Origin of the sequence: Janibacter sp. RAF52 (assembly GCF_052114035.1) — a bacterium.
Classification (GTDB): domain Bacteria; phylum Actinomycetota; class Actinomycetes; order Actinomycetales; family Dermatophilaceae; genus Janibacter; species Janibacter hoylei.
On the sequence record NZ_JBFRDY010000014.1, the window covers coordinates 1 to 25735 of the forward strand.

Genomic DNA, 25735 nt, shown 5'->3' on the forward strand with positions numbered 1-25735 from the left:
ACGTCGTCGAGTGCCGCTTCGCCAAGCTCAAGCAATGGCGCGCACTGGCCTGCCGCTACGACAAGCTCGCCCTGACCTACCGCGCCGCCGTCGTCCTCCACGCAGTGATCGCCTGGACCCAACTTTTGTCAGACACGCCCTAGGGAAATGCGGCCAGGCGTGCGCATTTCCCTAGGGAAATGCGCAGGTGGGGTGGGGCGGGGTCAGAAGAGGGCGCTCATCAGGCTGGTCCGGCCCTTGCGCACCCGCTCGTCGTGGTTGCCGACGACGGCGAAGAGGTCGAGCAGGTGGGCCTTGATGCGGTCGCGCTCCTCGGCCTGCGTCACCCGGACGAGGTCGATGAGTCGGGTGAAGGCATCTTCCACGTGGCCGCCGAGCACGTCGAGGTCGGCGACGACGAGCGCCGCCTCCACGTCGGAGGGGTCCCCGGCCGCGCGCTCCCTGGCCTGCTGCAGGTCGACCCCGCGGGTGCGCTTCATGAGCGCCACCTGCGCCAGACCGAGCTGGGCATCGGTGTCCTTGGGGTTGGCCGCGATGGCCTGCTCGTAGGCGGCCGTCGCCGCGTCGAGGTCGTCCCGCTCGATGGCGTCGTAGGCCTCCTGGTGCAGGGGCGGCAACTCCTCCTCCGCCTCGGGCGCCGCGCCGCCGCTGACGCGGCCGGTCACCCCGTGCTGCACGGCGACCTGGAGCAGCTGGTCCAGGACCTGGCGGAACTGCTCCTTGTCGACCATCCCGGTGAAGAGCGGGACCGGCTGACCACCCACGAGGCCGAGCGCGACCGGCACCTCGGGCGGCTGGATCGCGGACATGATCCCCGGGTTGGTCGCCACGTCGAGGCCGACGACCTGCAGCCGGCCCTCGAGACCGGCAGCCAGGTCGATCACGTCGTCGAGCAGCGCCCGACTCTGCGGGTGCTGGGAGGACCAGACGATCGCCACGGCGGGGACGACGCTCGTGCGGCTGACGATCTGGTTGAAGGTCGCGTCCGTCGCCTCGACGACCGGGCCGTCGATCGCGCCGCCGGCATCGGCGGCCTGCCCCGCAGACTGACGGGGCGCGGCGGAGGAGGGTGCAGCGGCCGGCTGACCGGCTCCCGCCGAGGTCGGCGGCTGACCGGGTCGGGCCGCCCCTCCGAGGCTGGAGAGGTCGACGGCTCCACGCAGTGCTCGGGTCGGATCACTCATGGCGCCATTGTCCCCTACCGGCGCGGCGGGCGATCACCTGCCCTTGGCCGACTCCAGGACGTCGCTGGCGCCGACGACGCGCGCCTTGCCCTCCGGTGGCGTCACGAAGGCCACCGTCTCGGCGTGCTTGACGGTGAGCGACTTCTTCACGGAGGACCGGTCGATCTCACGCTTGAGCGCCGGCTGCTCGATCTTCAGCTCCTTGAGCTTGGACGTCGCCGTGATCGTGTCGGTCCGCGTCATCGGCAGGAAGGTCAGCGAGCCACCGTCGGCGAGCTCGAACTCGACGCTCTGCCCGTCGGCGATCGCCTGGCTCTGCCGGTAGGTCGCGAGCTTGCCGAGGTCCTTGGACGTCGCCTTGGCGTTCTTCTTCAGGGCCGCGGAAAATCCGTCGCTGACGGAGACGTCGGCGGGCGCCTTCGATGCGGGGTAGGCCACGCCCTTCGCCCACGCGTCGGCCGCGGCGGTGACGTCCTGCGAGGGAGCCTTGGACACCTTGACCGGCGAGCCCTCCTCGATCGGGGCGAGCGCCGGCACGCTGGCACCGGAGGCCATCGGCACGTCCGCAAAGAGCGTGTACGGCTTGTCGACGGCCGGGGCGACGAGCACGTGGAGGTACTGCACGTCATCGGTCTGCGAGGTGGCGAGCACCGCGCGCGGCCAGTCGGTGCCGCGGCTGACCGCGAGCACCTTGAGGCCGTCGATCGTGTCGTCGCTGCGGCTGGTGCGGTCCTTGGTCTCGACGGCCGCCTCGACCTCGCGCAGCGCCGGGCCGGAGAGGACGTCGGCGCGCGTGGCCTCGCCCTTCTTGTCCGAGGCGCGGCTGACGTCGACGGCACCGGTGATGACCCGGTCGGCGACCTGGTCGGCGGCCTGCGAGGAGATCGAGGCGCCACCGGTGTCCTCGGCCGGCGCGTCGTGCACGCCGGCGATCGAGGCGCCGAGGCCGCAGCCGCCCAGGGCGACCGGCAGGGTGACGAGGGTGATGACGAAGGGGGTGCGACGGGTCATGCGCGCTCCTCACGGGTCGTGCGGGAGACCCGCGAGCGGATGACGCCGGCGAGGCCGGAGCGGATGAGCAGGACGATGCCGGCGGCGAGCAGCAGGAGGCCGACGACGAGGGTGACGAGGGCGGTCATGCCCCAGCTGCCGTCCTCGACGGTCATCGTCACCGACTCGATCTCGCTGCCCTCGGGGGCGGCGACGACGAAGGTCTGGGGGGCGTCGTCCTGGTCGACGGTGCGGGTGATCTCCCCCTTCGCGGCGGAGGACTGCTGCCAGATGTCCAGACCGGCGGGGTCGATGGCCTCGCCCTGGCCCTGGTCGGTGGCCGTGAGGGCCCAGTCGCTGACGTCGACGCCGGCGACCTGCGCGCGCTGCGCGTCGCCGAAGAAGGCCTCGACGTCAGAGGGGCGGGCGGTGCCGACCCACACGTCGCCCGAGCCGGTCGCGGTGATCTCGACCGGGTGGTCGACGCGGTTGAGCACGTCGGGCTCGAGGACGACGACCCGCTGGCCGGGCTCGGCAGTGAAGGTGGCCGTGCCGGAGGTGCCGAGGTGGGCGAGGAACCACGCCCCGACCACGGCGGCCACGAGGCCGACGAGGGCCAGGAGGGCGCCGGCCACGCGCTGGATGAGCATGCTCACGTCGAGTGCTTTCGGTCAGACATCAGGGGGTGTCACCGAACCGGCGACGTCCCACCATGACAAAGGTCGACCGAATGTCACAAATCGGTCACGACTGCGACCATGGCTCAGTCGCCGGCGAGCAGCCCCTCGACGCGCTCGACCTTGGCGGCCATCTGGCCGGTGTGCCCGGCCCGGATGTCGGCCTTCATCACGAGGCCGACGCGGTCGCCGTAGGGCTCCATCGCGTCGACGCACGCCTTGACGACGGCCATCACCTCGTCCCACTCCCCCTCGATGGTCGTGAACATCGAGCCGAGGTCGTGGGGCAGCCCGCTGTCGCGGACGACACGCAGGGCCGCGGCCACCGCCTCGGCGTAGGAGCCCCGGTCGTCGGGCGACGAGGGAGCGATCGAGAAGGCGAGCAGCACGGGGACCTCCGGGTCACTTGGTCATGCGGAGCCGACCGTCGACGCGCTCGAGCACGTAGGTGTGCGTCTCGACGCTCTCGTCGCGGTCCTTGGGGTGGTAGGTGAGGGTCACGGTGACCTCGCGCGCTTCCTCGTCGACCGTGATGTCGCTCGTCTCGACCGACTCGATACCGCTCCAGAAGTCGTCGTAGCCGGCACGGTCGGTCTGGCGCGACGGCGCGAGCATGTCCCACGCGGCGTCACGGTCGGAGGTCACCGTCGAGAAGTAGTCCTCGACGAAGGTGCGCCCCTCGTCCTGCGTGATCCCGTCGTCATCGCTCTCGCTCGACGAGCTCGACGAGGGCTCGGTCGTCGTCGAGCTCGACGACGGCTGGCTCGACGTGGACTCGCTGGGCGGGGGGTCTTCGCTCGTCGACACCTCGGTCGTGGTGCTCGACCCGCCCGGCGACCCGCTGTCGTCCCCGCGCGAGGCGGCGAAGGCGATCGCGGCCACGGCCAGGGCGACGAGACCCGCGGCGAGCAGGACCCACAGCCACCCGACTCCGCGGCGTGGCGGCAGCCGGTAGGGGTCCTCGGTCGCAGCACCACCCGGGACGAAGGGGGCGCTCCCCCCGTGGTCGGGTGCCGTCGCGACGGCCGTCGGGGCGGCTCCCGCAACGGCACCGGAGCCGCCTGCGGCGACGTCCTCGAGCCGACGCAGCACCTGGCTCATCGTGCCCCGACGGGCCGGGTCGCGGGAGAGCATGTCGGCGAGCACCGGCTCGAGCGGCCCCGCACGCTCGGGCCGCCGCGGCGGGTGGGCCGCGATGCTGCGCAGGGTGGCCAGGGCATTGCCCTGGGGTGGGTAGGCGTCCTTGCCCTCGACGGCGAAGTAGATGACCGCTCCGAGGGCCCAGACGTCGGCGGCCTCGCCGTGGTGACCGCCCACGGCGACCTCGGGCGCCATGTAGCTCGGGGTGCCGGTGACCATGCCCGTCTGGGTCAGCTGCTCGTCGCCACCGGAGCGGGCGATGCCGAAGTCGCCCAGCTTGGGGCGGCCCCCGCCGATGAGGACGTTGGCCGGCTTGACGTCGCGGTGGACGATGCCCGCCCGGTGTGCCGCGGCGAGCGCGCCGGCGAGCTGGGCGCCGAGGTCGGCCGCCCCCTTCGGCGTCATCGGGCCGCGCTCGCGGATGGCAGAGGTCAGGGTCGGGCCGGCGACGTACTCCATGACGAGCCAGGGCGTGCCCTCGTGCTCGGCCACGTCGTAGACCGCGACGACGTTGGGGTGGTTGAGCGCGGCCGCGGCCCGGGCCTCGCGCATGGCGCGACGGGTCTCCCCTTCGCTCTCGCCCGAGAAGTCGCCGATCTGCTTGGCCGCCACCTGGCGCCCGAGCACGGTGTCCCGGGCCAACCACACGGTGCCCATCCCGCCACGACCGATGGGCCGCACGGTCTCGTAGCGGCCACCGATGAGCTGGGGCGTGGTCTCAGTCATGTCCGGGCCAGCGTAGATGCTCGCGCGCGGCTACCGGCACGTAGACTGCCGCCCGCAAGCGTCCGCCTGCTCCGTCGTCGTGTCCTACAGGGGGATCCCGCCATGTCGTACCCAGCTCCGCCGCCTCCCGGTGGCGCCGGTCAGCCCAACCCGTACCAGAGCACGCCCTACGGGGCCGGGCCGGCGGGTCCCGCACCGAAGAAGGACAACACGCTGCTGTGGATCCTCGGCATCATCGCGGGCGTCGTCCTGCTGTGCTGCTGCGGTGTCGGCGGCTTCTTCCTCTTCATCGCCAACGAGGCGGACGACGCGATCTCGAGCTACTCCTCCTCCGCCGGCGCGGGCAAGGACGCCGACGCCGCGAGCGCTCAGGTCATCGGTGAGGGCAGCTCCGCCACCGTCGACGGCGCGGCGATCCGGCCCGGGTGGTCCGAGTCCGGCGGCGACATCTCGGGGCTGGCCGTGCGCAACGACAGCGGCTCCTCCGACTCCTTCTACCTGACCTTCTACTTCATGAAGGACGGCTCGGTCGTCGAGGACATCGTGTGCACGACCGACTTCCTCGACGCCGGTGCGACGGACTACTCCGCCTCGTGCGTGGGTGCCTTCGACGACCTCGGCGACGTCGACGAGATCCGGGTGCGCGAAGGGGTCTGACGCCCGACGCACGACGGGATCCTCGTCAGCGTCGAGTGACCTGAGTGGTGGGCGGCAGGCCGGCGAGGCCGACCTGCCCCCACCCCCGCCACCGCATTTCCCTAGGCAGATGACAGGTCCGGTGGTGATTTCCCTAGGTAGATGCGCCCGACGAGCTCTGGCAGTACGCCAGACGGCTACAGACCGAGGGCTCCGCGCAACTCGTGCGCCGCGGCGAAGGGGTCCGTGGCACCGTCGACGACCCGCCCGGCAAGCGTGTCGAGCGCGCCCCCCGAGCCGAGGTCACCGAGTCGCTCCCGCAGACCGGCGACGACGAGCGCGGTGATCTCGTCGCGGGCGCGGGCCGTGCGACGCTCCCGCAGGGTCCCGCTCGAGGCCAGCCACGACAGGTGCTCACCCAGCGCGTCGACGGTCTCGTCGACGCCGGTGCCCTCGAGTGCGGAGGCCCGCACCACCGTGCGACGCCAACCGCCCGGGACGGAGCTCTCCCCCATCTGGATCATGTGGCGCAGGTCCCGCACGGTCGCATCGGCACCGTCGCGGTCGGCCTTGTTGACCACGAAGACGTCCCCGATCTCGAGGATCCCCGCCTTCGCCGCCTGGATGCCATCGCCCATGCCGGGCGCGAGCAGCACGAGCGTCGTGTCCGCCGCCCCGGCGATCTCGACCTCGGACTGACCGACGCCGACGGTCTCGACGAGGATCGTCCCGAAGCCCGCCGCGTCGAGCACCCGGATGGCCTGCGGAGCCGAGACCGAGAGCCCGCCGAGGTGACCGCGGCTGGCGAGCGAGCGGATGTAGACCCCCGGGTCGCTGGCCGAGTCGTTCATCCGGATGCGGTCGCCGAGCAGCGCACCTCCGGAGAAGGGCGACGAGGGGTCGACGGCGATGACGGCGACCTTTTCCCCCTTCGCCCGCAGGGCACGCACGAGCGCGTCGGTGGTCGTCGACTTGCCGACGCCGGGGGCGCCGGTGATGCCGACGACGTGGGCGCCGCCCGTGTGGGGAGCGAGCGCCGCCATGACCTCGGGCAGGGCCGGGTGCTGGTCGTCGACGAGCGAGATGAGTCGCCCGACGGCACGCGACGTCCCCGCCCTGGCCTCCTCGACCAGGACGGGGACATCGATGCTGCGGCTCAAGCTCAGGCGCTCGGCACGCGGATGATCAGGGCGTCACCCTGACCACCGCCACCGCAGAGCGCGGCCGCACCGACGCCGCCACCGCGACGCTTGAGCTCGTGGGCCAGGGTGAGCACGACGCGAGCACCGGAGGAGCCGAGCGGGTGACCCATGGCGATGGCGCCACCGTTGGGGTTGACCTTGTCCTCGGCCAGGCCGAGTTGCTGCGCCGAAGCCAGGCCGACGGCGGCGAAGGCCTCATTGATCTCGACGACGTCGAGGTCGGAGGCGGAGATGCCCTCCTTCGTGGCGGCAGCCTCGATGGCATTGGCCGGCTGCGCCTGCAGCGTGGAGTCGGGGCCGGCGACGACGCCGTGGGCACCGATCTCGGCCAGCCAGGTGAGGCCGAGCTCCTCCGCCTTCGACTTCTTCATGACGACGACGGCGGTCGCACCGTCGGAGATCTGCGAGGCCGAGCCGGCGGTGATGGTGCCGTCCTTGGCGAAGGCCGGACGCAGCTTGCCGAGGGACTCGGCGGTCGTGTCGGCGCGCACACCCTCGTCGGTGTCGAAGACGACCGGGTCACCCTTGCGCTGCGGGATCTCGACCGGGACGACCTCGTCGGCGAACTTGCCCTCGGCCCAGGCCTTGGCGGCCTTCTGGTGGCTCGCGGCGGCGAAGGCGTCCTGCTCCTCGCGGGAGAAGGCGGAGTCGTCGGCGTTCTTGGCCTCGGTGAGCGCGCCCATCGCCTGGTCGGTGATGACGTCGTGCAGACCGTCGTAGGCCATCGAGTCCTTGAGCTTGGTGTCGCCGTACTTGATGCCCTCACGACTCTTGGGCAGCAGGTGCGGGGCGTTGGTCATCGACTCCTGGCCGCCGGCGACGACGATCTCGAACTCGCCGGCGCGGATCAGCTGGTCGGCGAGCGCGATGGCGTCGATGCCGGAGAGGCAGACCTTGTTGACGGTGAGGGCGGGGACGCTCTTGGGGATGCCGCCCTTGATGGCCGCCTGCCGGGCCGGGATCTGGCCCTCGCCCGCGGTGAGGACCTGGCCCATGATGACGTAGTCGACGTCCTCACCCTTGACGCCGGCCTTGTCGAGGGCGCCCTTGATGGCGAAGCCGCCGAGGTCCGAGCCGGAGAAGCCCTTGAGCGAGCCGCTCATGCGGCCCATCGGGGTGCGGGCCCCCGCGACGATGACGGTGGGGTCGGTGGACATGCGTTGGCCTCCGGGGTGCGTGTCGGGGACGGCGCCGCAGCGGCGCCGTGTCTTGCCCGTCACCCTAGCGACGCGGACGAAGGGAGGGCAGTGCCCCCCGGCGTGGGGCCCGTCACGACTGGCGCAGTCGTCTCGTCCGCCCCGCCCGGGTGGGGCAGGCCACAGGCGAAGGGGGCGCGACAGCCCCCTTCGCCTCTCTAGGCTGCGGGCATGACCGATCTCTTCACCGCCATCGACCACGTGGGCGTCGCCGTGCCCGACCTCGACGAGGCCATCGCCTTCTACCGCGACTCCTACGGCATGGAGCTCGCGCACGAGGAGACCAACGAGGAGCAGGGCGTGCGCGAGGCGATGATGCGCGTCGGCGCCTCCGGCTCGTGCATCCAGCTGCTCGCGCCGCTCTCGCCCGAGTCGACGATCGCGAAGTTCCTCGACCGCAACGGCCAGGGCATCCAGCAGCTCGCCTACCGCGTCGAGGACATCGACGCGGTGTGCGCGACGCTGCGCGAGCGCGGTCTGCGCCTGCTCTACGACACCCCCAAGCGGGGCACGAGCAACTCGCGGGTCAACTTCATCCACCCCAAGGACGCGGGCGGCATCCTCGTCGAGCTCGTCGAGCCGGCGGCCGACGCCGCGCACTGACCGGCCTCGGACGAAGGGGGTGGGGCGCCGCGACGGCGCCCCACCCCCTTCGTGCTGCCCGCTGGTGAGAGACGTCACGAGCCCGCCAGCGGGCGTCGACCGAGGCCGACGGCGACGATGGTCTGCAGCAGTCGCCGCTCACGGTGCGGGTCGGCCGCCACACCGACGGTGTGAACTCAGTCATGAGACCGCCCCCCGCACCGCCGCGACGACCTAGGTTGCACGCAGACGTACGACCGAGCCCCATCCCCACGAGGCCGAGGAGCCCATACACATGGCAATCGACCAGATCCGCGACGCGATCCTCTCCGGTGACCGCAGCGAAGAGACCTACGCCAACCTCCCCCTGCCGGACACCTACCGCGCGACGACCGTCCACAAGGACGAGGTCGAGATGTTCAAGGGGCTGAAGAGCCGCGACAAGGACCCGCGCAAGTCCCTCCACATCGACGACGTGCCGATCCCCGAGCTGGCCCCCGACGAGGCGCTCGTCGCCGTCATGGCCAGCGCGATCAACTTCAACACGGTGTGGACCTCGATCTTCGAGCCGGTCTCGACCTTCGGCTTCCTCGAGCGCTACGGCCGTCTCAACAAGTACTCCAAGCGCCACGACCTGCCGTACCACATCGTCGGCTCCGACCTCTCCGGCGTGGTCCTGCGCACCGGCGGCCACGTCTCGAAGTGGAAGCCCGGCCAGGAGGTCGTCGCCCACTGCCTGTCCGTCGAGCTCGAGGACGCCGACGGCCACGACGACACGATGATGGACCCGCAGCAGCGCATCTGGGGCTTCGAGACCAACTTCGGTGGTCTCGCCGAGCTGGCGATCGTCAAGGCCAACCAGCTCATGCCCAAGCCGGAGCACCTCACCTGGGAGGAGTCCGCCTCCCCCGGTCTGGTGAACTCCACCGCCTACCGCCAGCTGATCTCCAAGAACGGCGCCGCACTCAAGCTCGGCGACCGCGTGCTCATCTGGGGCGCCTCGGGTGGCCTCGGTTCCTACGCCACGCAGATGGCGCTCGCTGCCGGCGCGACCCCGATCTGCGTCGTCTCCTCCCCCGAGAAGGCCCAGATCTGCCGCGACATGGGCGCCGAGCTGATCATCGACCGCAACGCCGAGGGCTACAAGTTCTGGAACGACGACAACACCGAGCAGAACCCCAAGGAGTGGCAGCGCCTCGGCAAGAAGATCCGTGAGCTCACGGGCGGCCACGACGTCGACGTCGTCTTCGAGCACCCCGGCCGCGAGACCTTCGGCGCCTCGGTCTACGTCACCCGCAAGGGCGGCAAGATCGTCACCTGCGCGTCGACCTCGGGCTACATGCACGAGTACGACAACCGCTACCTGTGGATGAACCTCAAGAGCATCATCTCCAGCCACTTCGCGAACTACCGCGAGTCGTGGGAGGCCAACGAGCTCATCAACCGCGGCCTCGTCCACCCGACCCTGAGCAAGACGTACGCGCTCGAGGAGGTCGGCCAGGCGACGCTCGACGTGCACCACAACAAGCACCAGGGCAAGGTCGGCGTGCTCGCCCTCGCCCCCGAGCCGGGCCTGGGCGTCACCGACCCCGAGAAGCGCGCGAAGTTCGAGAAGCAGATCAACCGCTTCCAGGCGGTCTGACCCGCCTCGGGCTTCCCCACCCGCACGAAGGGGGCCACACCGGATCACCGGTGCGGCCCCCTTCGTCATGCCGTGGGGCGCGCTCCCGTGGTCGAGCGAAGGGAGCGGACGGCGACAGGTAGTGCACCAGCACCTACGGTCCCCGAAGGGGCCGACGCGGCCGTCACGGCGCCGATCCCTGAGGAGGCCGCCCGTGGTCGTCACGGCGCCGACCCCCAAGGAGGCCGCCCGCGACCACCCCGACACCGATCCCTGAGGAGGCCGCCCGCGGCCGTCTCGAAGGGACCAGGCCAGGAAACCCGGATGTCCCGGCCATGGCTCGAAGGGAGGGACGACCACCGACCCCCGGGGCCAGGGTCAGCGCCCGTAGCGCCCTTGGTCGCGTGCCTGCCAGCAGCGAGAGTGCCAGTGCCGTCGGTCGTCCACTCCCCCGAGACCGTCGTCGGGCCAGACGACGACGTGCGGCGTGCCCGGTCGGATCTCGTGCGTGCACCCGGGGCAGGTGTACGTGCGCTCGGAGGTCTGCCCGCTCAGCCGCCGCACGATCCACGTGCGCCCCATCCACGTCTCCCGCGTCTGCGGCGCGCGCCCGAGCGCGAGCGGGCGGTGCTCGTCACGGCGACGACGGTTGCTGCGGGGCATGGGACCATGCTGTCCCACGCCCCGTCCGCCGGGCCAGTCGGTCCGGCTCGACGCCGACCGACGAATCGAGGACCTGTGCGCGACCTGCTCTGGATCACCCCGACGGAGGCGGTCTCCGTGGCCGTGGGCACGGCCGGCATGTACCTCGCGATGCTCCTCCTCGTGCGAGTTCTGGGTCAGCGGGTCCTCTCGGGCATGTCGAGTTTCGACCTCGTCGCGGTCATCGCCTTCGGCTCGATCATCGGGCGGGCCTCCCTCGGCGACTTCCCGATGCTCGGCAGCGGGCTCGTCGCCCTGACGACACTCGTGTCGATGCAGGGACTCCTCGGGGTGCTACGGCATCGCGGGTGGATCCAGCGCACGATCGTCAACCCTCCGGTCCTGCTCATGGCCGGCCCGCACGTCATCGAGGCGCACATGCGCCGCTGCCACGTCCTCCCGGGCGAGCTCCAGTCGCGGCTGCGGCTCGCCGGGGTGCGCCATCACGAGGAGGTCGTCGCGGTGACCTTCGAGCCGTCGGGGGCGATCAGCGTGCTGCGGCGCGGTGAGCCCGTCGACCCGCTGCTCCTCAGCGGGGTCGTGGGTGCCTCGCTGGTCCCTCCGGAGCTGCTGGCCCCCTCGTCACCGTGACCTCGACGTGCCACGGCCCCGGACCAAAGGGAGGGTCCGGGGCCGTGGCACGTGGGCGGGATCAGTAGGTGCGGAAGCCCTCGCCCGTCTTGCGGCCGAGCTTGCCCGCGGCGACGACCTCACGCAGGAGCGGGGCCGGCGTGAGGGACTCGTGCTGGAACTCCGCGAGCAACTCCTCCTCGATCGCGAGCGCGACGTCGTTGCCGACGACGTCGAGCAGCGCGAAGGGGCCCATCGGGTAGCCGTAGTGCTCGGTGATGGCCCCGTCGATGACGTCGAGCTCGGCTCCCTCCTCGTGCGCCTTGATGGCGTCGTTGAGGTAGGGGAAGAGCAGCGCGTTGACGATGAAGCCGGAGCGGTCGGCGCAGCTGACGGCGACCTTGCGGGTGCTGCGGCACAGGTCCTGGACGGTGTCGAGCACGTCCTGGCCGGTCGTCGGGTGGTTGATGACCTCGACGAGCTTCATGATCGGGGCCGGGTTGAAGAAGTGCATCCCGACGACGTCCTGCGGGCGCTTGGTCTGCGCGGCGAGGTCGGCGATGGACAGCGAGGAGGTCGTCGTGGCGAGGATCGCACCGGGCTTGCAGATGCGGTCGAGGTCGGCGAAGAGCTGGTTCTTGATGCCGATCTCCTCGGCGATGGCCTCGACGACGATGTCGACGTCGCCGAGCGCCTCGCGCTCGGTGGCGCCGGTGAGGCGGCCGAGGATCGCGTCGGCGTCGCCCTGCTCGAGGCGGCCCTTGTCGACCTGGCGGGAGAGGTTCTTGGCGATCTTGGCCTGCACGGCGTCGACCTTGTCCTGCGTACGGGCGACGTAGGTGACGGGGAAGCCGTTGGCCGCGAAGACCTCGACGATGCCGCTGGCCATCGTGCCGGAGCCGACGACGCCCACGGTCTTGATCGGGCGGGCGGCACCCTGGCCGTTCGCGGCGGGGGTCAGCTCGTCGGCGACGACCTCGTCCCCGGCGTAGCTGTAGAAGCCCTGGCCCGCGGCCTTGCCGGTGCGGCCCTCGGAGATGAGGCGCTCGATGGCCGGGTTGGGCTGGTGGCGGGGGTCGTTGGTCTCGGCGAAGCGCGCGGCGAGCGCGTCGCGGACGGTCTCGAGGCCGAGCTCGTCGATGACCGTGAGCGGTCCCTTGGGCAGGCCGCAGCCGAAGCGCATGCCGTTGTCGATGTCCTCGCGGGAGGCGTACTGCTCGTCGAACATCGAGGCGGCGTGGTTCAGGTACGGGAAGACCAGGGCGTCAGCAAGGGCGCGGGAGTCAGACATGTCGGCACTATCGCAGTCCGTCTGACCCGTCGGTAGGGGGCGGCGGCGTGATGGTCCGCACAGGCATTTCGTCGGACGCGTAGGGTCTGCGGGGTGCGAGTGGTGATTGCGACCTGCAGTGTCGACTACGAGGGGCGACTCAATGCCCACCTGCCCCTGGCGACCCGTCTGCTCATGGTCAAGGCCGATGGTTCGGTCCTCGTCCACAGCGACGGCGGCTCCTACAAGCCCTTGAACTGGATGGCTCCCCCGTGCTCCATGGCCGAGGTCGAGCCGGACGAGACGGAGGCCACGGAGGGAGTCGAGGCGGTCTGGGTGGTGCAGCACGCCAAGACGGAGGACCGCTTGCGGGTCAAGCTGCACGAGGTGCACCACGACTCGGCCCACGACCTCGGTGTTGACCCCGGTCTGGTCAAGGACGGTGTCGAGGCTCACCTGCAAAAGCTGCTGGCGGAGCACATCGAGACCCTCGGTGAGGGCTACGCCCTCGTGCGTCGCGAGTACATGACCGCCATCGGTCCGGTGGACATCCTCGCCAAGGACGCGAAGGGGCTCTCCGTCGCCGTCGAGATCAAGCGCCGCGGCGAGATCGACGGCGTCGAGCAGCTGACCCGCTACCTCGAGCTGATGAACCGCGACCCCGCCCTGCGCCCCGTCACCGGGGTCTTCGCGGCGCAGGTCATCAAGCCCCAGGCCCGCACCCTCGCCGAGGACCGCGGCATCCGCTGCGTGACGCTCGACTACGACGAGCTCAAGGGCATCGACAACAGCGCCCACCGCCTCTTCTGACGCCTGCCCCGCCCACATTTCCCTAGGGAAATACGCACTCCTGCCCGCATTTCCCTAGGGAAATGACCACTCTCTTGCGCATTTCCCTAGGGAAATGCGCAGGTGGGGTGGGCAGGTCGGTCACATCAGGTAGGTCGGGTCACCTCACCTCGAGGCGGACGAAGGGGGTCTCCCCCGCCGTGGTGCCCGGCGCGAGGACGAGCACGGTCTCGCCCCGGTGCAGGTCGGCGATCTCGCCGAGCACCGGCGAGGTCGGCGGCCCCTCGAGCAGCCCCGGCTCCGTCTCGAGCGGCACGTCGAGCAGCTGCGCGAGCTGCTCCCCCGCCACATCGCCCGGGGCGCAGGCGACGGCCAGCACCCGCTCACCCGCGAGCGCGTCGACGAGCGCCGTCGCCGCCCCCGCATCGCGCGGTGGGGCGGCGACGAGCAACGTCGCCGGGCAGTGCAGGGCCATACCCGCAGGCTAGCCCTGACGGATCAGGCGTCGGCCGTCTCGAGCGCCGGCAGGCCGCGGTTGTCGCGGATGATGTCGAGGAAACGGCCCATGATCTCATTGAGCCCGAAGTCCTTGGGCGTGAAGACGGCTGCGACACCGAGCTCGCGCAGCTTCGCCGCGTCCGACTCCGGGATGATGCCGCCGACGATGACGGGGATGTCACCGGCGCCCTGGGCCTTGAGGCCGTCGATCACGTCCGGGACGAGCTCCATGTGCGACCCGGAGAGGATCGAGATGCCGACGAGGTCGACGTCCTCCGCGACGGCCGCGGAGACGATCTGCTCCGGCGTGAGTCGGATGCCCTGGTAGATGACCTCGAAGCCCGTATCACGGGCGCGCACCGCGATCTGCTCGGCGCCGTTGGAGTGCCCGTCGAGGCCGGGCTTGCCGACGAGGACGCGCAGCTTTTCGCCGAGCTCCTCCCCCGTGGCCCGCACGCGGTCGCGGACGGCGACGAGGTCGGCCGAGCCGCCGTCGGCGACGCCGACCGAGCCGGAGACGCCGGTGGGAGCGCGGAACTCGCCGAAGACCTCGCGCAGGGCCTGCGCCCACTCCCCGACGGTGACGCCCGCCCGGGCGCAGGCGAGCGAGGCCTCGAAGAGGTTGTCGCTCGTCGCGGCGACCTCCTGGAGTCGGGCGACGGCCTCCTGGGCAGCCTGCGCCCCGGCCGGGTCGGCGTCGCGCTCGGTGCGCCACGCGCGCACGGCCTCGATCGCCTTGGCCTCGACGTCGGCGTCGACGGTCTGGATCGCGGTGTCGAGGTCGGCCGTCAGCAGGTTGGGCTCGGTGGTCTCGAACTTGTTGACGCCCACGACGATGTCCTCGCCGGCCTCGATGCGCTGGCGGCGCAGGGCGTGGCTCGCGACGAGGGCGTTCTTCATGTACCCGGACTCGACGGCCGGCACGGCGCCGCCCATGTCCTGGATGCGCTGGATCTCGGCCTTGGCCCCCTCGACGAGCTCGGCGACCTTCTTTTCCACGACCGGCGAGCCGGCGAAGAGGTCGTCGTACTCGAGCAGGTCGGACTCGAAGGCGAGGACCTGCTGCAGGCGCAGCGACCACTGCTGGTCCCACGGGCGGGGCAGGCCGAGCGCCTCGTTCCACGCGGGCAGCTGGACGGCGCGGGCGCGCGCGTCCTTGCTCAGCGTGACCGCGAGCATCTCGAGGACGATCCGCTGGACGTTGTTTTCCGGCTGGGCCTCGGTCAGTCCGAGGCTGTTGACCTGGACGCCGTAGCGGAAGCGGCGCTGCTTGGGGTCGGTGACGCCGTAGCGCTCGCGGCAGATCTCGTCCCAGAGCTCGACGAAGGCGCGCATCTTGCACATCTCCTCGACGAAGCGCACGCCGGCGTTGACGAAGAAGGAGATCCGCGCGACGACCTTGCCGAAGTCCTCCTCGGGCACCCGGCCGGACTCCTTGACGGCGTCGAGCACGGCGAGCGCGGTGGACATCGAGTAGGCGATCTCCTGGACGGGAGTCGCCCCGGCCTCCTGCAGGTGGTAGCTGCAGATGTTGATCGGGTTCCACTTGGGGATCTCGCCGACGGTGTAGGTCACCATGTCGGTGATGAGGCGCATCGAGGGCCCGGGCGGGAAGACGTAGGTCCCGCGGCTCAGGTACTCCTTGATGATGTCGTTCTGCGTCGTGCCGGCCAGGCGGGCGCGCACCTCGGCGGGGTCCTGCCCGGCGGCCTCGGCCTGCTCCTCGGCGGCGACCTGGTAGAGCGCGAGCATGTACATCGCGACGGCGTTGATCGTCATCGACGTGTTCATCTCGCCGAGGGGGATCTGGTCGAAGAGGCGCCGCATGTCGCCGATGTGGCTGATCGGCACGCCGACCTTGCCGACCTCGCCACGGCTGAGCACGTGGTCGGGGTCGTAGCCCGTCTGCGTCGGCAGGTCGAAGGCGACGGACAGACCGGTCTGCCCCTTGGCGAGGTTGCGCCGGTAGAGCTCGTTGGACGCTGCGGCGCTGGAGTGCCCGGCGTAGGTGCGCATCACCCACGGGCGGTCACGCTCGGGGCGGGCGGCCTCGGCGGCAGGAGTGGGGGCATCGGTGCTGTCGGCCATGAGGGCAAGGTACCCGTGCGCGGCGACCGGGCGTACCCCCTTCCGCGGTGAAGGACGCCACACCCGGGGCCGATCACCCGATCCGGTCGGTCACCAGACCCATCACCCGCTCGAGCGGCCCCTTGCCCAGCAGCTGCCACCACGCCCAGCAGGCGAGGACGGTGACGGCGAGGACACCACCGGCGTACAGCGGCCAGCTCTCGTAGGGCGTCATCGGCGCCGTTGTGCGCTGCACGAGGGCGATGAGTCCGACGTGGAGCGCGTAGGCCGTGAGGGCCAGGGCGCCGACGGCCCGCACGGGGGCGAGCGCCGTGACGAGAGGCTGTGCCGGCGACCAGCGGGCAAGCAGGATGACGGCGCCACACGCACAGCCGGCGAGGGCGACGTCGAGCAGCGCGTCGGGCACGTCCCCGGAGACGACCTCGCTCACGCCCAGCCCTCGACCCGACACACGCAGCGCCACGACGGCCAGCCCGGCCACCAGACCGACCGCCAGCGTCCCGGCGGCCACCCGCGCGGTGAGCCGCAGCCGGGCGAGGACCACCCCGGCGAGGACGAAGGGGAGCAGGCTCACCACGCGGTAGTGGGTCGAGAGGACGAACCACTGCAGCACCTGGTCCACGAGCGCGGGCGAGTACACGCGCTCCGGCGCGAAGGCCGCCCTGGCCGCGGCGTTGACCGACGGGCCGACCGCGAAGACGAGCACCGTGACGGCACCCAGGACGCGCACCGGCAGCAGGGCGAAGGGAGCCGCGACGACGAGCGTCGCACCGAGCGACATCAGCACGATCGCGACGAAGGTCTCGAGCTCCTGCAGACCCAGGCCGATGGCCACGAGCAGCAGTCCCCGCACGAGGTTGCGGGCGAGGAAGACCCACCCGCGCACGGGGGCGTCGCGGCGGGTGAGGACGATGCCGGCTGAGATGCCCATGACGAGGGCGAAGAGCGGCGAGGCGACGTTGTTGACCAGGGTGATGGCGATCTTGACGACCTCGGAGTCCAGGGGCGCCCACACCCGCACGTGCGCGATGACCATGCACACGACGGCGACGCCGCGGACGAGGTCGACCGCGGGTCACGGGCGCCGTCCCACGGGTAGGTCCGGGTCGGCTCTCGGTCCTGGCTCACGCGTCCTCCGGTCGTCGCGGTCGACCGGAGTTTAGGGGGCGGCGGTGGCCGAAGGGGGTCAGCCGACCGCGAACCGGGAGCGGCGCAGGGCCACCGCCGGAGCGGGCGTCTCGGCGAGCAGCCGAGCCAGCCCGGCGCGGCGCAGGAGCCGGGTCGTGCGCTCGTCCGCGCCGGTGAAGCGCAGGCGACGTCCGGCGCGGGCGGCCCGGGCGTGGGCACCGACGAGCGTCGCGAAGCCGACCTGGTCGACGACGGTGGACTCGGAGATGTCGACGAGCAGGTCGTTGCCCTCGCGGATGGCCCGGATGAACTCCTGCCGCAGGTCGGCGCTGTGCCGCAGGTCGAAGGGGGCGTGCACCCGGACCCGGGTCGCTCCCACACCACCGACGGGCGCCAGCGCGGTCATCGCGCTCATGACGCTCACCTGCCTTCCCCTGATGCGTCGTCCTGGCTTCCTCCAGTGTGACGGGCGTCGCGTACGGGGCCCAGCAGGTGGCAATCACGATGTGATCACGCCATGACCAGGACTCCGTCAGGTCCAGGTCACCGGTCCCCCCTTCGGCCTCTGCCACGATGGCCCCATGGTCAACCTCACGAGGATCTACACCCGCACCGGCGACGAGGGCACGACGGCGCTCGGCGACTTCAGCCGGACCGCCAAGACGGACGTGCGGCTGCAGGCCTACGCCGACGCCAACGAGGCCAATGCGGTCATCGGGGTGGCCATCGCGACGGGCGGTCTCACGGATGAGGTCGTCGCGACCCTCACCCGGGTGCAGAACGACCTCTTCGACCTCGGCGCCGACCTGTCGACGCCGCTGCAGGCCGACCCCGAGTACCCGCCGCTGCGCGTCAAGCAGGCCTGGGTCGACGAGCTCGAGGCCGACTGCGACCACTACCTGACGCAGGTGGACAAGCTGCGCTCCTTCATCCTGCCGGGGGGCACGGCCGGCTCGGCCCACCTGCACCACGCGACGACCGTCGTGCGGCGTGCGGAGCGCTCCGCGTGGGCAGCGCGTGAGGTCTACGGCACCGAGGTCGCCGACGAGCGCGGCACCGGCGGGGTCAACCCGCTGACGACGACCTATCTCAACCGGCTGTCGGACCTGCTCTTCATCCTCGCGCGCGTGGCCAACCTCGAGATCGGCGGGGACGTGCTGTGGCAGCCGGGCGGCGGTCGTGAGGAGCGCCCCGACCGCTCCGCTAGGTGACGTTGACCCCGCGGCCAGGGGGCGCCGACTCCAGCCACGAGCGGACGGCGGGGTAGATCTTCGGCTCGACCGCAAGGTCGGCGAGGTGCCCCTCCTCCCCCGTCAGCCGCAGCGAGACGGCGGCCGCGAGCCCGGGCATCGAGACCGACTCGGAGGACGGGGTGGAGATCTCCAGGCCCTCACGGTCCCAGGAGTAGCTGGCATTGGTCGACAGACCGCTGACGCGGAACCACTCAAGGCTCTCGGAGCGCAGACGCAACAACCCCAGTCGCCATCGCGGCGACCCGGGCAGGCGGAGTGCACAGGGACAGACGGGGCCGTGCGCGGCCAGCGACCGTCGACGCAGCCAGAGAAGGACGAGCCACAGGGCGATGACGACACACCCAGCGAGGAGGATCACCTCCACCACGCCCAGGGTCGTCATCGCGGGTCAGCTCTTGGCCGGCGCCTGGACCGTCTCGGCGACGATCGTCACGTTGTCGTGGTCGACGGACAGGAAGCCACCGTCGATCGTCGCCGTCTGGTCGCCCTCGGTGGAGTGGATGACGACGTCGCCCTCGATGAGGACGCCGAGCAGGGGGGTGTGACCGGGCAGGATGCCGATCTCGCCTTCGGTGCTGCGGGCGCGCACCATGGTGGCCTCACCGGACCAGACCTTGCGGTCGGCGGCGACGAGTTCAACGTTGAGGGAGCTCACGGGTGGGGTCCTTCGTCTCGGTACGGCGGCAGGCTGTCATCGTATCCCGCCGGGGTGATGGGTCTGCGCGCGCCTCAGGAGACGACGAGCGAGAAGTAGTCCTGCCCCATGCCCAGGCTGATCATCCGCACGACCGAGTAGCCCAGCCACACGATGACGAGGGTCAGCACGATCTTGGGGTTGAGCCAGTCGAGCAACCTCTCGGTGGGTCGTCGCCGCACGAGCGCGACCGCGGTGTAGACGACCAGGCCAGCGGCCATCGCCATGCCGATCGGGCCGAAGAGGTTGTACTCGAAGGCGGTGAGGACGTCGCCGTGCGCCATGTGCACCCACGCGCGCGTCATGCCGCACCCCGGGCACGGCAGGCCCGTCAGCAGGCGCAGCGCGCACGTCGGGTCGCCGGAGTCGACCGACTGGACCGGCCAGGCCCGAGCGATGACCAGCCCGACGAGGCTGATCGCGGCGAGCACCGGCACGATGGCGCGCTGGGTGATGCCCACGCCCTTCGCCAGGTGGACCTGCTGGTGCTGCGGCGGCACGACGGGCTGGGTCATCGCAGCGGGCGCCCGTCGACGTCGACCATCTTGCGGGTGGCGACGAGGACGATGTCGATGATCGTCCAGATCGTCATGCCGCCACAGGTGACGAGCTTGAGGACGCCCAGCCCGACCTGCCCGAGGTACATGCGGTCGACACCGAAACCCCCGACGAGGACCGACAGGAGCAGCGTCGTCATCCACTCGCGGGTGGAAAACAGCCCGGGGACCTGCGAGGCCGGGAACCAGTTGTCCGAGCCCTCCCCGCGGACCGGGCTGTCGCCCTTGAGCTGGCCGTTGGTCGCCATGGCGGCGAGCTCGGCCAGCCCGTAGGGCCCGTACTCCTGCCCCATGACGTTGACGTGGTACCGCCCGCTCGACGGCTGCTGCGGGGCCTGGTAGCCACCCGGGGCACCCTGCGGCGGCTGGCCGTAGGGCTGCTGCTGGCCGGGGGGCTGGTAGCCGGACGGCGGCGGCGCCTGCTGCGACTGCCCGCTCTGGGGCTGCTGGCCCGGGGGCGGCGGAGGTGCGTAGGGCTGCTCGCCGGAAGTCGTCATGGCCGCCAGTATACGGGCGGGCCCGCGTGCGCCCCAATGCCGTCCGACCGGGGGCGGCCCTCCCCCGCGACGGCGACGGCCGCCCCCTTCGTGACGAAGGGAGCGGCCGTGGCCGTGCTGCGGGTGGGGTCAGAGGCTCTTCTGGATCTCCGCCCACTGGCGCTCGACGTCGTCGAGGCCACCGCACATGAAGAAGGCCTGCTCGGCCACGTGGTCGTACTCACCGTCGGCGATCTTGGTGAAGGCCTCGATGGTGTCGGCCAGCGAGACCGTCGACCCCTCGATGCCGGTGAACTGCTTGGCGACGTAGGTGTTCTGCGACAGGAAGCGCTGGATGCGACGCGCCCGGTTGACGAGGATCTTGTCCTCCTCGGACAGCTCGTCGATACCGAGGATGGCGATGATGTCCTGCAGCTCCTTGTTCTTCTGCAGGATCGACTTCACGCGGACCGCGGTGTTGTAGTGGTCCTCCGCGATGTAGCGACGGTCGAGGATGCGGCTCGTCGAGGTGAGCGGGTCCACGGCCGGGTAGATACCCATGGACGCGATCTCACGGTTGAGCTCGGTCGTCGCGTCGAGGTGCGCGAAGGTCGTCGCCGGGGCCGGGTCGGTGTAGTCGTCGGCCGGCACGTAGATCGCCTGCATCGAGGTGATCGAGTGACCACGCGTCGAGGTGATGCGCTCCTGGAGGACGCCCATCTCGTCGGCGAGGGTCGGCTGGTAGCCCACGGCGGAGGGCATGCGGCCCAGCAGCGTGGAGACCTCGGAGCCGGCCTGCGTGAAGCGGAAGATGTTGTCGATGAAGAGCAGCACGTCCTGCTTCTGCACATCGCGGAAGTACTCCGCCATGGTCAGCGCGGACAGGGCCACGCGCAGACGCGTGCCCGGCGGCTCGTCCATCTGGCCGAAGACCAGGGCGGTCTGACCGAGGACGCCGGCCTCCTCCATCTCGACCATGAGGTCGTTGCCCTCACGGGTGCGCTCGCCGACACCGGCGAAGACGGAGACACCGCCGTGGTCGCGCGCGACGCGGGCGATCATCTCCTGGATGAGGACGGTCTTGCCGACACCGGCACCACCGAAGAGGCCGATCTTGCCACCCAGGACGTAGGGGGTCAGCAGGTCGATGACCTTGATGCCGGTCTCGAACATCTGGGTCTTCGACTCGAGCTGGTCGAAGGCCGGGGCGGAGCGGTGGATGCCCCAGCGCTCGTTGACCTCGAGGGTCTCGCCCTCCTCGAGGTTGAGGCAGGCGCCGGTCGTGTTGAAGACCTTGCCGAGGGTGACGTCGCCGACGGGGACGCTGATCGGGCCGCCGGTGTCCTGCACCTGGCCGCCGCGGACGAGGCCGTCGGTGGGCTGCAGGGAGATGGCGCGGACCATGTTGTCGCCGATGTGCTGGGCGACCTCGAGGTTCAGCGTGCGGGTGGTCTCCCCGAGCTGGACCTCGGTGGTGAGCAGGTTGTACTGGTCGGGCATCGTGTCGGCGCTGAACTCGACGTCGACGACCGGGCCGGTGACGCGGGAGATGCGCCCGACCCCACCCGCCTGGGTGGTGTTCTCTTCGGTGACGGTGGCAGTCATGGGTTCTCTCTACCTTCTCACTTGGACTCGGCCAGGGCCCCGGCCCCGCCGACGATCTCGGAGATTTCCTGGGTGATCTCGGCCTGACGGGCCTGGTTGGCCAGTCGGGTGTACTTCTTGATGAGCTCCTCGGCGTTGTCCGTCGCCGACTTCATGGCGCGCTGGCGCGCCGCGAGCTCGGAGGCAGCCGCCTGGAGGAGGCAGTTGAAGATGCGCGCGTTGACGTAGCGCGGCAGGAGCGTGTCGAGCAGCTCCTCGCCGCTCGGCTCGAACTCGTAGAGCGGGTAGAGCTCGTCCGCGCCCGGCTCCTCGACGCCCTCGACGACCTCGAGCGGCAGCAGCCGGATGACCTCGGCCTCCTGCGTCACCATCGAGACGAAGCGCGTGTAGACGACGTGGACCTCGTCGACGCCGCCCTCCTCGTACTCCTTGACGAAGTCCGCGACGAGCCGCTCGCCGATCTCACGGGCGTTCTCGAAGCTCGGCTTCTCGGACGAGCCGGTCCACTCCGCGACGAACTCCTTCTTGCGGAAGGAGTAGTAGGAGACCGCGCGACGACCCACGAGGTACGTCTGGACCTCCTTGCCCTGGTCACGAAGGGCGGCGGAGACCCGCTCCCCCTCCTTGAGGACGTTGGAGTTGTAGCCGCCCGCGAGGCCGCGGTCGGCCGCGATGACGAGCACCGCGGCACGGCGCACGTTTTCCGGCTCGGTGGTCAGCGGGTGGTCCTCGTCGGAGTACGTGGCCACGGCCGATGCCGCGCGGGTGAGTGCGCGGGCGTAGGGCGTGGACTCACGCACGGCCTGCTGGGCCTTGACGACCCGCGAGGCCGCCATGAGCTCCATGGCGCGCGTGATCTTCTTGGTCGCACTGACGGACCGGATGCGCTGCCGGTACTCCCGGATCTGCGCTCCCATGTGCTTCCGCCTCTCTGGTGGTCTGTGGTCGGCTCAGGGCCGGCGGTCGGGGGCTGCTGCCCCCGGTCGGGCGCCGCTGACGGCGCCCGACCGGTGGTGGGTCAGCGCTTCTGCTTGACGATCTGGACCTGCTCGGAGTCCTGGGCGTCGTCGCCCGACTCCTCCGCCGAACCGACCGGGACGTCCTCCTTGTTGGAGGGGACGAAGCTGTCGCGGAAGGTCTTGATCTCGGCCTCGAGGGCGGAGATCGTCGAGTCCTCGAGCTTGCCCGTCTCCTGGATGCCCTCCATGAGGTCGTTCTTGTTGCGCCGCAGGTGGTCGAGGAACTCGGCCTCGAAGCGACGCACGTCCTCGACGGCGATTGGGTCCAGCTCACCGGTGGTGCCGGCCCAGATGGCGACGGCCTGCTCGGGGACCGGGTAGGGGTCGGCCTGCTTCTGCTTGAGCAGCTCGACGAGGCGGGCGCCTCGGGCCAGCTGCTGCTTCGACGCGGGGTCGAGGTCCGAAGCGAACATCGCGAAGGCCTCGAGCGCGCGGTACTGGGCCAGGTCGAGCTTGAGGCGACCGGAGACCGACTTCATCGCCTTGGTCTGCGCGGCCGAGCCGACACGCGAGACCGAGACACCCACGTCGATGGCGGGGCGGACGTCGGAGTTGAAGAGGTCGGCCTGCAGGTAGATCTGGCCGTCGGTGATCGAGATGACGTTGGTCGGGATGTACGCCGAGACGTCGCCCGCCTTCGTCTCGATGATCGGCAGACCGGTCATCGAGCCGGCGCCCATGTCGTCCGAGAGCTTGGCGCAGCGCTCGAGCAGACGCGAGTGCAGGTAGAAGACGTCACCCGGGTAGGCCTCGCGGCCCGGCGGGCGGCGGAGCAGCAGCGACATCGAGCGGTAGGCCTCGGCCTGCTTGCTCAGGTCGTCAAAGACGATGAGGACGTGCTTGCCCTGGTACATCCAGTGCTGACCGATGGCCGAGCCGGTGAAGGGGGCGAGGTACTTGAAGCCGGCGGCGTCGGAGGCGGGGGCCGCGACGATCGTCGTGTACTCCATCGCGCCGGCCTCCTCGAGCGTGCCCTTGACGGACGCGATCGTGGAGCCCTTCTGGCCGATGGCGACGTAGATGCAGCGGACCTGCTTCTGCGGGTCGCCGGTCTCCCAGAACTGCTTCTGGTTGATGATCGTGTCGACCGCAACCGTGGTCTTGCCGGTCTGGCGGTCACCGATGATCAGCTGACGCTGGCCACGGCCGATCGGGGTCATGGCGTCGACCGACTTCAGACCGGTCTGCAGCGGCTCGTGGACCGACTTGCGCTGGACGACCGAGGGAGCCTGCAGCTCGAGCGCGCGGCGCTCCTCGGCCTCGATGTCGCCGAGGCCGTCGATCGGCTGGCCGAGCGGGTTGACGACGCGGCCGAGGAAGTTGTCACCGACCGGGACCGAGAGGACCTCGCCGGTGCGCTTGACGGTCTGGCCCTCTTCGATCTTGGAGAAGTCGCCGAGGACGACGACGCCGATCTCGTGGACGTCGAGGTTGAGCGCGAGGCCGAGGGTGCCGTCCTCGAACTCGAGCAGCTCGTTGGTCATGGCCGAAGGGAGTCCCTCGACGTGGGCGATGCCGTCACCGGTGTCGGTGACGCGACCGACCTCTTCGCGGGAGGCCGCGCCCGGGTTGTAGGACCGCACGTAGCCGTCCAGGGCGTCCCGGATCTCCTCCGGACGGATCGAAAGCTCCGTCATGTTGTCTTCTCCTCGTTGCCGGCCGCTGTGTCGGCCGAGTATGTGGTCTGCATGGGTGGTCTGACCCGGGCTGTCAGCCGGCCAGGTGGCGCTTCGCCTCGTCGAGACGTCGCAGGACGGTCCCGTCGACGACCTCGTCGCCGATCTGGACCCGGATCCCGCCGATGACGTCCTCGTCGTGGACGATCTGCAGCTGGACGGGCTTGCTGTAGATCTGCTGCAGCGCGCCGGCGAGCCGGGCGTGCTGCTCCTGCGTGAGGTCGACCGCGGTCGTGACGACGGCAGTCAGCTGCTGGCGACGCTCGGCCGCGATGTCGAGGTACTCCTCGAGCGTGCGGTCGAAGCGACGGCCTCGGGGGGCGAGCACCGACTGGCGTGCCAGTCGGACCGTCTCCGGACGGGCCTTGCCCTGCAGCAGCCCGCCGACCAGGTCCGCCTTGCCAGCGGCGTCGCCGGAGCGGTTGCCGATGGCGTCGCGCAGCTCGGGGTTGCCGGCCACGACGCGCTCGAAGCGGAAGAGCTCGTCCTCGACCTGGTCGATCGCACCGGCATCCTCGGCCCCCTTGAGGCAGGCCTCGACGGCGAAGCGCTCGAGCGTGTCGGTGAGGTCGCGCTCCTGCGCCCATCGCTGGGCGACGAGCACGGCGACGATGCCGACGGTCTCGTTGGAGACCTTGCCGTGCAGCAGCCGGGTGATGAGGTCCGCCTTGTCCTTCCCCTCGCGGGAGGGGTCGGCGACGCCGCGACGCAGGGTCGCGTTGTCGTCGAGCAGCGCGGTCACCGCGAAGAGCTCGTCCGCCACGACGGCCGGGTCACCGGACATCAGGGCCGTCTCGAAGGACTGACGCCCTTCGGCCACGGCTGCGCGGGAGGAGCCTCGCATCAGGCGTCACCCTGCTGGGACTGACCGACCTTTTCGGGCTGGACCTGACCGGACTCCAGCTCGGCCAGGAAGCGGTCGATGAGACCCGCACGGCTCGAGGAGTCCTGCAGCTCGTGGCCGACGATGCGACCGGCCAGGTCGGTCGACAGGCGACCCACCTCACCGCGCAGCGAGACGGCCGCCTGCTGGCGCTCGGCCTCGATCTGCTTGTGCGCCGACTCGGTGATGCGGTTGGCCTCGTCCTGGGCCTGACCACGCATCTCCGCGACGATCGCGGCGCCCTCGGCGCGCGCGTCCTCACGGATCTTCGCGGCCTCGGCACGGGCCTCGGCCAGCTGGGCCTCGTACTGGGCCTTGGCGGCCTCGGCCTCGGCCTGGGCGTTCTCGGCCTGGGCGATGCCACCCTCGATCGCGGCGTGACGCTCGGCGTAGGCCTTCTCGATGTTCGGGACCACGTACTTCGCGACGACGAAGTACAGGATCGCGAACATGACGAGACCGAAGACGAGCTCCGGGATGTGCGGGATGAGCGGCATGCTCTCCCCGTCGGCCGCGGCGAGACCCACGACCGACGAGGCGGTTGCGGTGATGTGCACGGGTACTCCTAGTTAC

The 25735-nt window shown here is 70.8% G+C and carries 28 protein-coding genes and 2 pseudogenes; 7 read left to right on the forward strand and 23 right to left on the reverse strand.

Features of this window, described 5'->3' with window-relative positions:
* Positions 1–143 (forward strand): annotated as a pseudogene (locus tag AB4Y78_RS14560) (IS5/IS1182 family transposase); the annotation flags it as partial.
* Between the two features lie 60 nt (positions 144–203).
* Here the strand turns inward: AB4Y78_RS14560 and AB4Y78_RS14565 are convergent.
* From AB4Y78_RS14565 to AB4Y78_RS14585, 5 genes are all read right to left on the reverse strand, one after another.
* Positions 204–1184 (reverse strand): co-chaperone YbbN, encoded by a 981-nt coding sequence (locus AB4Y78_RS14565; RefSeq protein ID WP_306512473.1) that lies wholly within the window; start codon positions 1182–1184, stop codon positions 204–206.
* Positions 1185–1217: 33 nt separating this feature from the next.
* Positions 1218–2195, reverse strand: a complete 978-nt coding sequence (locus AB4Y78_RS14570) for a hypothetical protein (RefSeq protein WP_306512475.1) — start codon at positions 2193–2195, stop codon at positions 1218–1220.
* Entirely contained in the window at positions 2192–2830 is a 639-nt protein-coding gene (locus AB4Y78_RS14575) for a hypothetical protein (protein WP_306512477.1), read from the reverse strand. Before AB4Y78_RS14575 ends, AB4Y78_RS14570 begins: the two co-directional genes overlap by 4 nt.
* 107 nt (positions 2831–2937) lie before the next feature.
* Positions 2938–3240, reverse strand: a complete 303-nt coding sequence (locus AB4Y78_RS14580) for a thiamine-binding protein (protein WP_259909990.1) — start codon at positions 3238–3240, stop codon at positions 2938–2940.
* A 13-nt stretch (positions 3241–3253) separates the two neighbouring features.
* A complete protein-coding gene (locus tag AB4Y78_RS14585) occupies positions 3254–4717 on the reverse strand; it encodes a serine/threonine-protein kinase (RefSeq protein ID WP_259909991.1) in 1464 nt (487 codons plus the stop codon).
* Positions 4718–4819: 102 nt separating this feature from the next.
* Here AB4Y78_RS14585 and AB4Y78_RS14590 point away from each other — a divergent pair, with 102 nt between their 5' ends.
* On the forward strand, positions 4820–5374 hold the full coding sequence (locus tag AB4Y78_RS14590; RefSeq protein ID WP_259909993.1) for a hypothetical protein: 555 nt from the start codon (positions 4820–4822) through the stop codon (positions 5372–5374).
* Between the two features lie 176 nt (positions 5375–5550).
* On the opposite strand, the gene meaB is transcribed toward AB4Y78_RS14590, so the two are convergent.
* Together meaB and AB4Y78_RS14600 are read right to left on the reverse strand one after the other, a co-directional pair.
* Positions 5551–6513, reverse strand: a complete 963-nt coding sequence (gene meaB, locus AB4Y78_RS14595; protein WP_265231353.1) for a methylmalonyl Co-A mutase-associated GTPase MeaB — start codon at positions 6511–6513, stop codon at positions 5551–5553.
* Positions 6514–6515: 2 nt separating this feature from the next.
* Positions 6516–7712 (reverse strand): acetyl-CoA C-acetyltransferase, encoded by a 1197-nt coding sequence (locus AB4Y78_RS14600; RefSeq protein WP_007929357.1) that lies wholly within the window; start codon positions 7710–7712, stop codon positions 6516–6518.
* Positions 7713–7922: 210 nt separating this feature from the next.
* Here AB4Y78_RS14600 and mce point away from each other — a divergent pair, with 210 nt between their 5' ends.
* Positions 7923–8354 (forward strand): methylmalonyl-CoA epimerase, encoded by a 432-nt coding sequence (gene mce, locus AB4Y78_RS14605; protein ID WP_265231350.1) that lies wholly within the window; start codon positions 7923–7925, stop codon positions 8352–8354.
* 280 nt (positions 8355–8634) lie between these two features.
* Complete coding sequence (gene ccrA, locus AB4Y78_RS14610) at positions 8635–9975, forward strand: crotonyl-CoA carboxylase/reductase (RefSeq protein ID WP_202865254.1); 1341 nt, start codon at positions 8635–8637, stop codon at positions 9973–9975.
* Between the two features lie 357 nt (positions 9976–10332).
* Here ccrA and AB4Y78_RS14615 read toward each other — a convergent pair whose 3' ends face one another.
* Positions 10333–10617, reverse strand: a complete 285-nt coding sequence (locus AB4Y78_RS14615; protein WP_259909997.1) for a hypothetical protein — start codon at positions 10615–10617, stop codon at positions 10333–10335.
* A 75-nt stretch (positions 10618–10692) separates the two neighbouring features.
* Between AB4Y78_RS14615 and AB4Y78_RS14620 the strand changes: the two genes are divergently transcribed.
* Positions 10693–11247, forward strand: a complete 555-nt coding sequence (locus AB4Y78_RS14620; protein WP_265231348.1) for a DUF421 domain-containing protein — start codon at positions 10693–10695, stop codon at positions 11245–11247.
* A gap of 61 nt (positions 11248–11308) precedes the next feature.
* On the opposite strand, the gene AB4Y78_RS14625 is transcribed toward AB4Y78_RS14620, so the two are convergent.
* Complete coding sequence (locus AB4Y78_RS14625) at positions 11309–12517, reverse strand: 3-hydroxyacyl-CoA dehydrogenase NAD-binding domain-containing protein (protein WP_007929969.1); 1209 nt, start codon at positions 12515–12517, stop codon at positions 11309–11311.
* Positions 12518–12610: 93 nt separating this feature from the next.
* On the opposite strand from AB4Y78_RS14625, the gene nucS reads away from it, so the two are divergent.
* The gene (gene nucS, locus AB4Y78_RS14630; RefSeq protein WP_265231346.1) at positions 12611–13306 is read left to right on the forward strand and encodes an endonuclease NucS; all 696 of its coding nucleotides are present in this window, start codon (positions 12611–12613) and stop codon (positions 13304–13306) included.
* A 139-nt stretch (positions 13307–13445) separates the two neighbouring features.
* On the opposite strand, the gene AB4Y78_RS14635 is transcribed toward nucS, so the two are convergent.
* The 5 genes and pseudogenes from AB4Y78_RS14635 to AB4Y78_RS14655 all read right to left on the reverse strand — a co-directional run bounded on the left by AB4Y78_RS14635 (position 13446) and on the right by AB4Y78_RS14655 (position 17414).
* Positions 13446–13760 (reverse strand): hypothetical protein, encoded by a 315-nt coding sequence (locus AB4Y78_RS14635; RefSeq protein WP_265231344.1) that lies wholly within the window; start codon positions 13758–13760, stop codon positions 13446–13448.
* A 23-nt stretch (positions 13761–13783) separates the two neighbouring features.
* Complete coding sequence (locus AB4Y78_RS14640; RefSeq protein ID WP_441715132.1) at positions 13784–15799, reverse strand: protein meaA; 2016 nt, start codon at positions 15797–15799, stop codon at positions 13784–13786.
* A gap of 145 nt (positions 15800–15944) precedes the next feature.
* On the reverse strand, positions 15945–16415 hold the full coding sequence (locus AB4Y78_RS14645; protein ID WP_306513893.1) for a DUF418 domain-containing protein: 471 nt from the start codon (positions 16413–16415) through the stop codon (positions 15945–15947).
* Positions 16407–16931, reverse strand: a pseudogene (locus AB4Y78_RS14650) (hypothetical protein); the annotation flags it as partial. The pseudogene AB4Y78_RS14650 and the gene AB4Y78_RS14645, both read right to left, overlap by 9 nt.
* Before the next feature lie 126 nt (positions 16932–17057).
* On the reverse strand, positions 17058–17414 hold the full coding sequence (locus tag AB4Y78_RS14655) for an STAS domain-containing protein (protein ID WP_306513889.1): 357 nt from the start codon (positions 17412–17414) through the stop codon (positions 17058–17060).
* A 166-nt stretch (positions 17415–17580) separates the two neighbouring features.
* On the opposite strand from AB4Y78_RS14655, the gene AB4Y78_RS14660 reads away from it, so the two are divergent.
* A complete protein-coding gene (locus AB4Y78_RS14660) occupies positions 17581–18210 on the forward strand; it encodes a cob(I)yrinic acid a,c-diamide adenosyltransferase (protein WP_282072791.1) in 630 nt (209 codons plus the stop codon).
* Here AB4Y78_RS14660 and AB4Y78_RS14665 read toward each other — a convergent pair.
* From AB4Y78_RS14665 to AB4Y78_RS14705, 9 genes are all read right to left on the reverse strand, one after another.
* Entirely contained in the window at positions 18203–18634 is a 432-nt protein-coding gene (locus AB4Y78_RS14665) for a DUF2550 family protein (protein ID WP_306513887.1), read from the reverse strand. The two genes, AB4Y78_RS14660 and AB4Y78_RS14665, sit on opposite strands and share 8 nt — an antisense overlap.
* A 6-nt stretch (positions 18635–18640) precedes the next feature.
* A complete protein-coding gene (locus AB4Y78_RS14670; RefSeq protein WP_306513885.1) occupies positions 18641–18907 on the reverse strand; it encodes a F0F1 ATP synthase subunit epsilon in 267 nt (88 codons plus the stop codon).
* 74 nt (positions 18908–18981) lie between these two features.
* Positions 18982–19461 carry a DUF2752 domain-containing protein gene (locus tag AB4Y78_RS14675; RefSeq protein WP_306513883.1) on the reverse strand — a complete coding sequence of 160 codons (480 nt, stop codon included), beginning with the start codon at positions 19459–19461 and terminating at the stop codon, positions 18982–18984.
* Entirely contained in the window at positions 19458–20000 is a 543-nt protein-coding gene (locus AB4Y78_RS14680) for an NINE protein (protein WP_306513881.1), read from the reverse strand. Before AB4Y78_RS14680 ends, AB4Y78_RS14675 begins: the two co-directional genes overlap by 4 nt.
* Positions 20001–20129: 129 nt before the next feature.
* Positions 20130–21584, reverse strand: a complete 1455-nt coding sequence (gene atpD, locus AB4Y78_RS14685; protein WP_282072798.1) for a F0F1 ATP synthase subunit beta — start codon at positions 21582–21584, stop codon at positions 20130–20132.
* A gap of 17 nt (positions 21585–21601) precedes the next feature.
* The gene (locus tag AB4Y78_RS14690) at positions 21602–22501 is read right to left on the reverse strand and encodes a F0F1 ATP synthase subunit gamma (protein ID WP_007926956.1); all 900 of its coding nucleotides are present in this window, start codon (positions 22499–22501) and stop codon (positions 21602–21604) included.
* A gap of 101 nt (positions 22502–22602) precedes the next feature.
* Positions 22603–24240, reverse strand: coding sequence for a F0F1 ATP synthase subunit alpha (gene atpA / locus AB4Y78_RS14695; protein WP_007926955.1), 1638 nt, complete (start codon positions 24238–24240; stop codon positions 22603–22605).
* Between the two features lie 73 nt (positions 24241–24313).
* Positions 24314–25123, reverse strand: coding sequence for a F0F1 ATP synthase subunit delta (locus AB4Y78_RS14700; RefSeq protein WP_306514292.1), 810 nt, complete (start codon positions 25121–25123; stop codon positions 24314–24316).
* Positions 25123–25719, reverse strand: a complete 597-nt coding sequence (locus AB4Y78_RS14705; RefSeq protein WP_282072805.1) for a F0F1 ATP synthase subunit B — start codon at positions 25717–25719, stop codon at positions 25123–25125. Before AB4Y78_RS14705 ends, AB4Y78_RS14700 begins: the two co-directional genes overlap by 1 nt.
* Positions 25720–25735 lie beyond the last annotated feature (16 nt).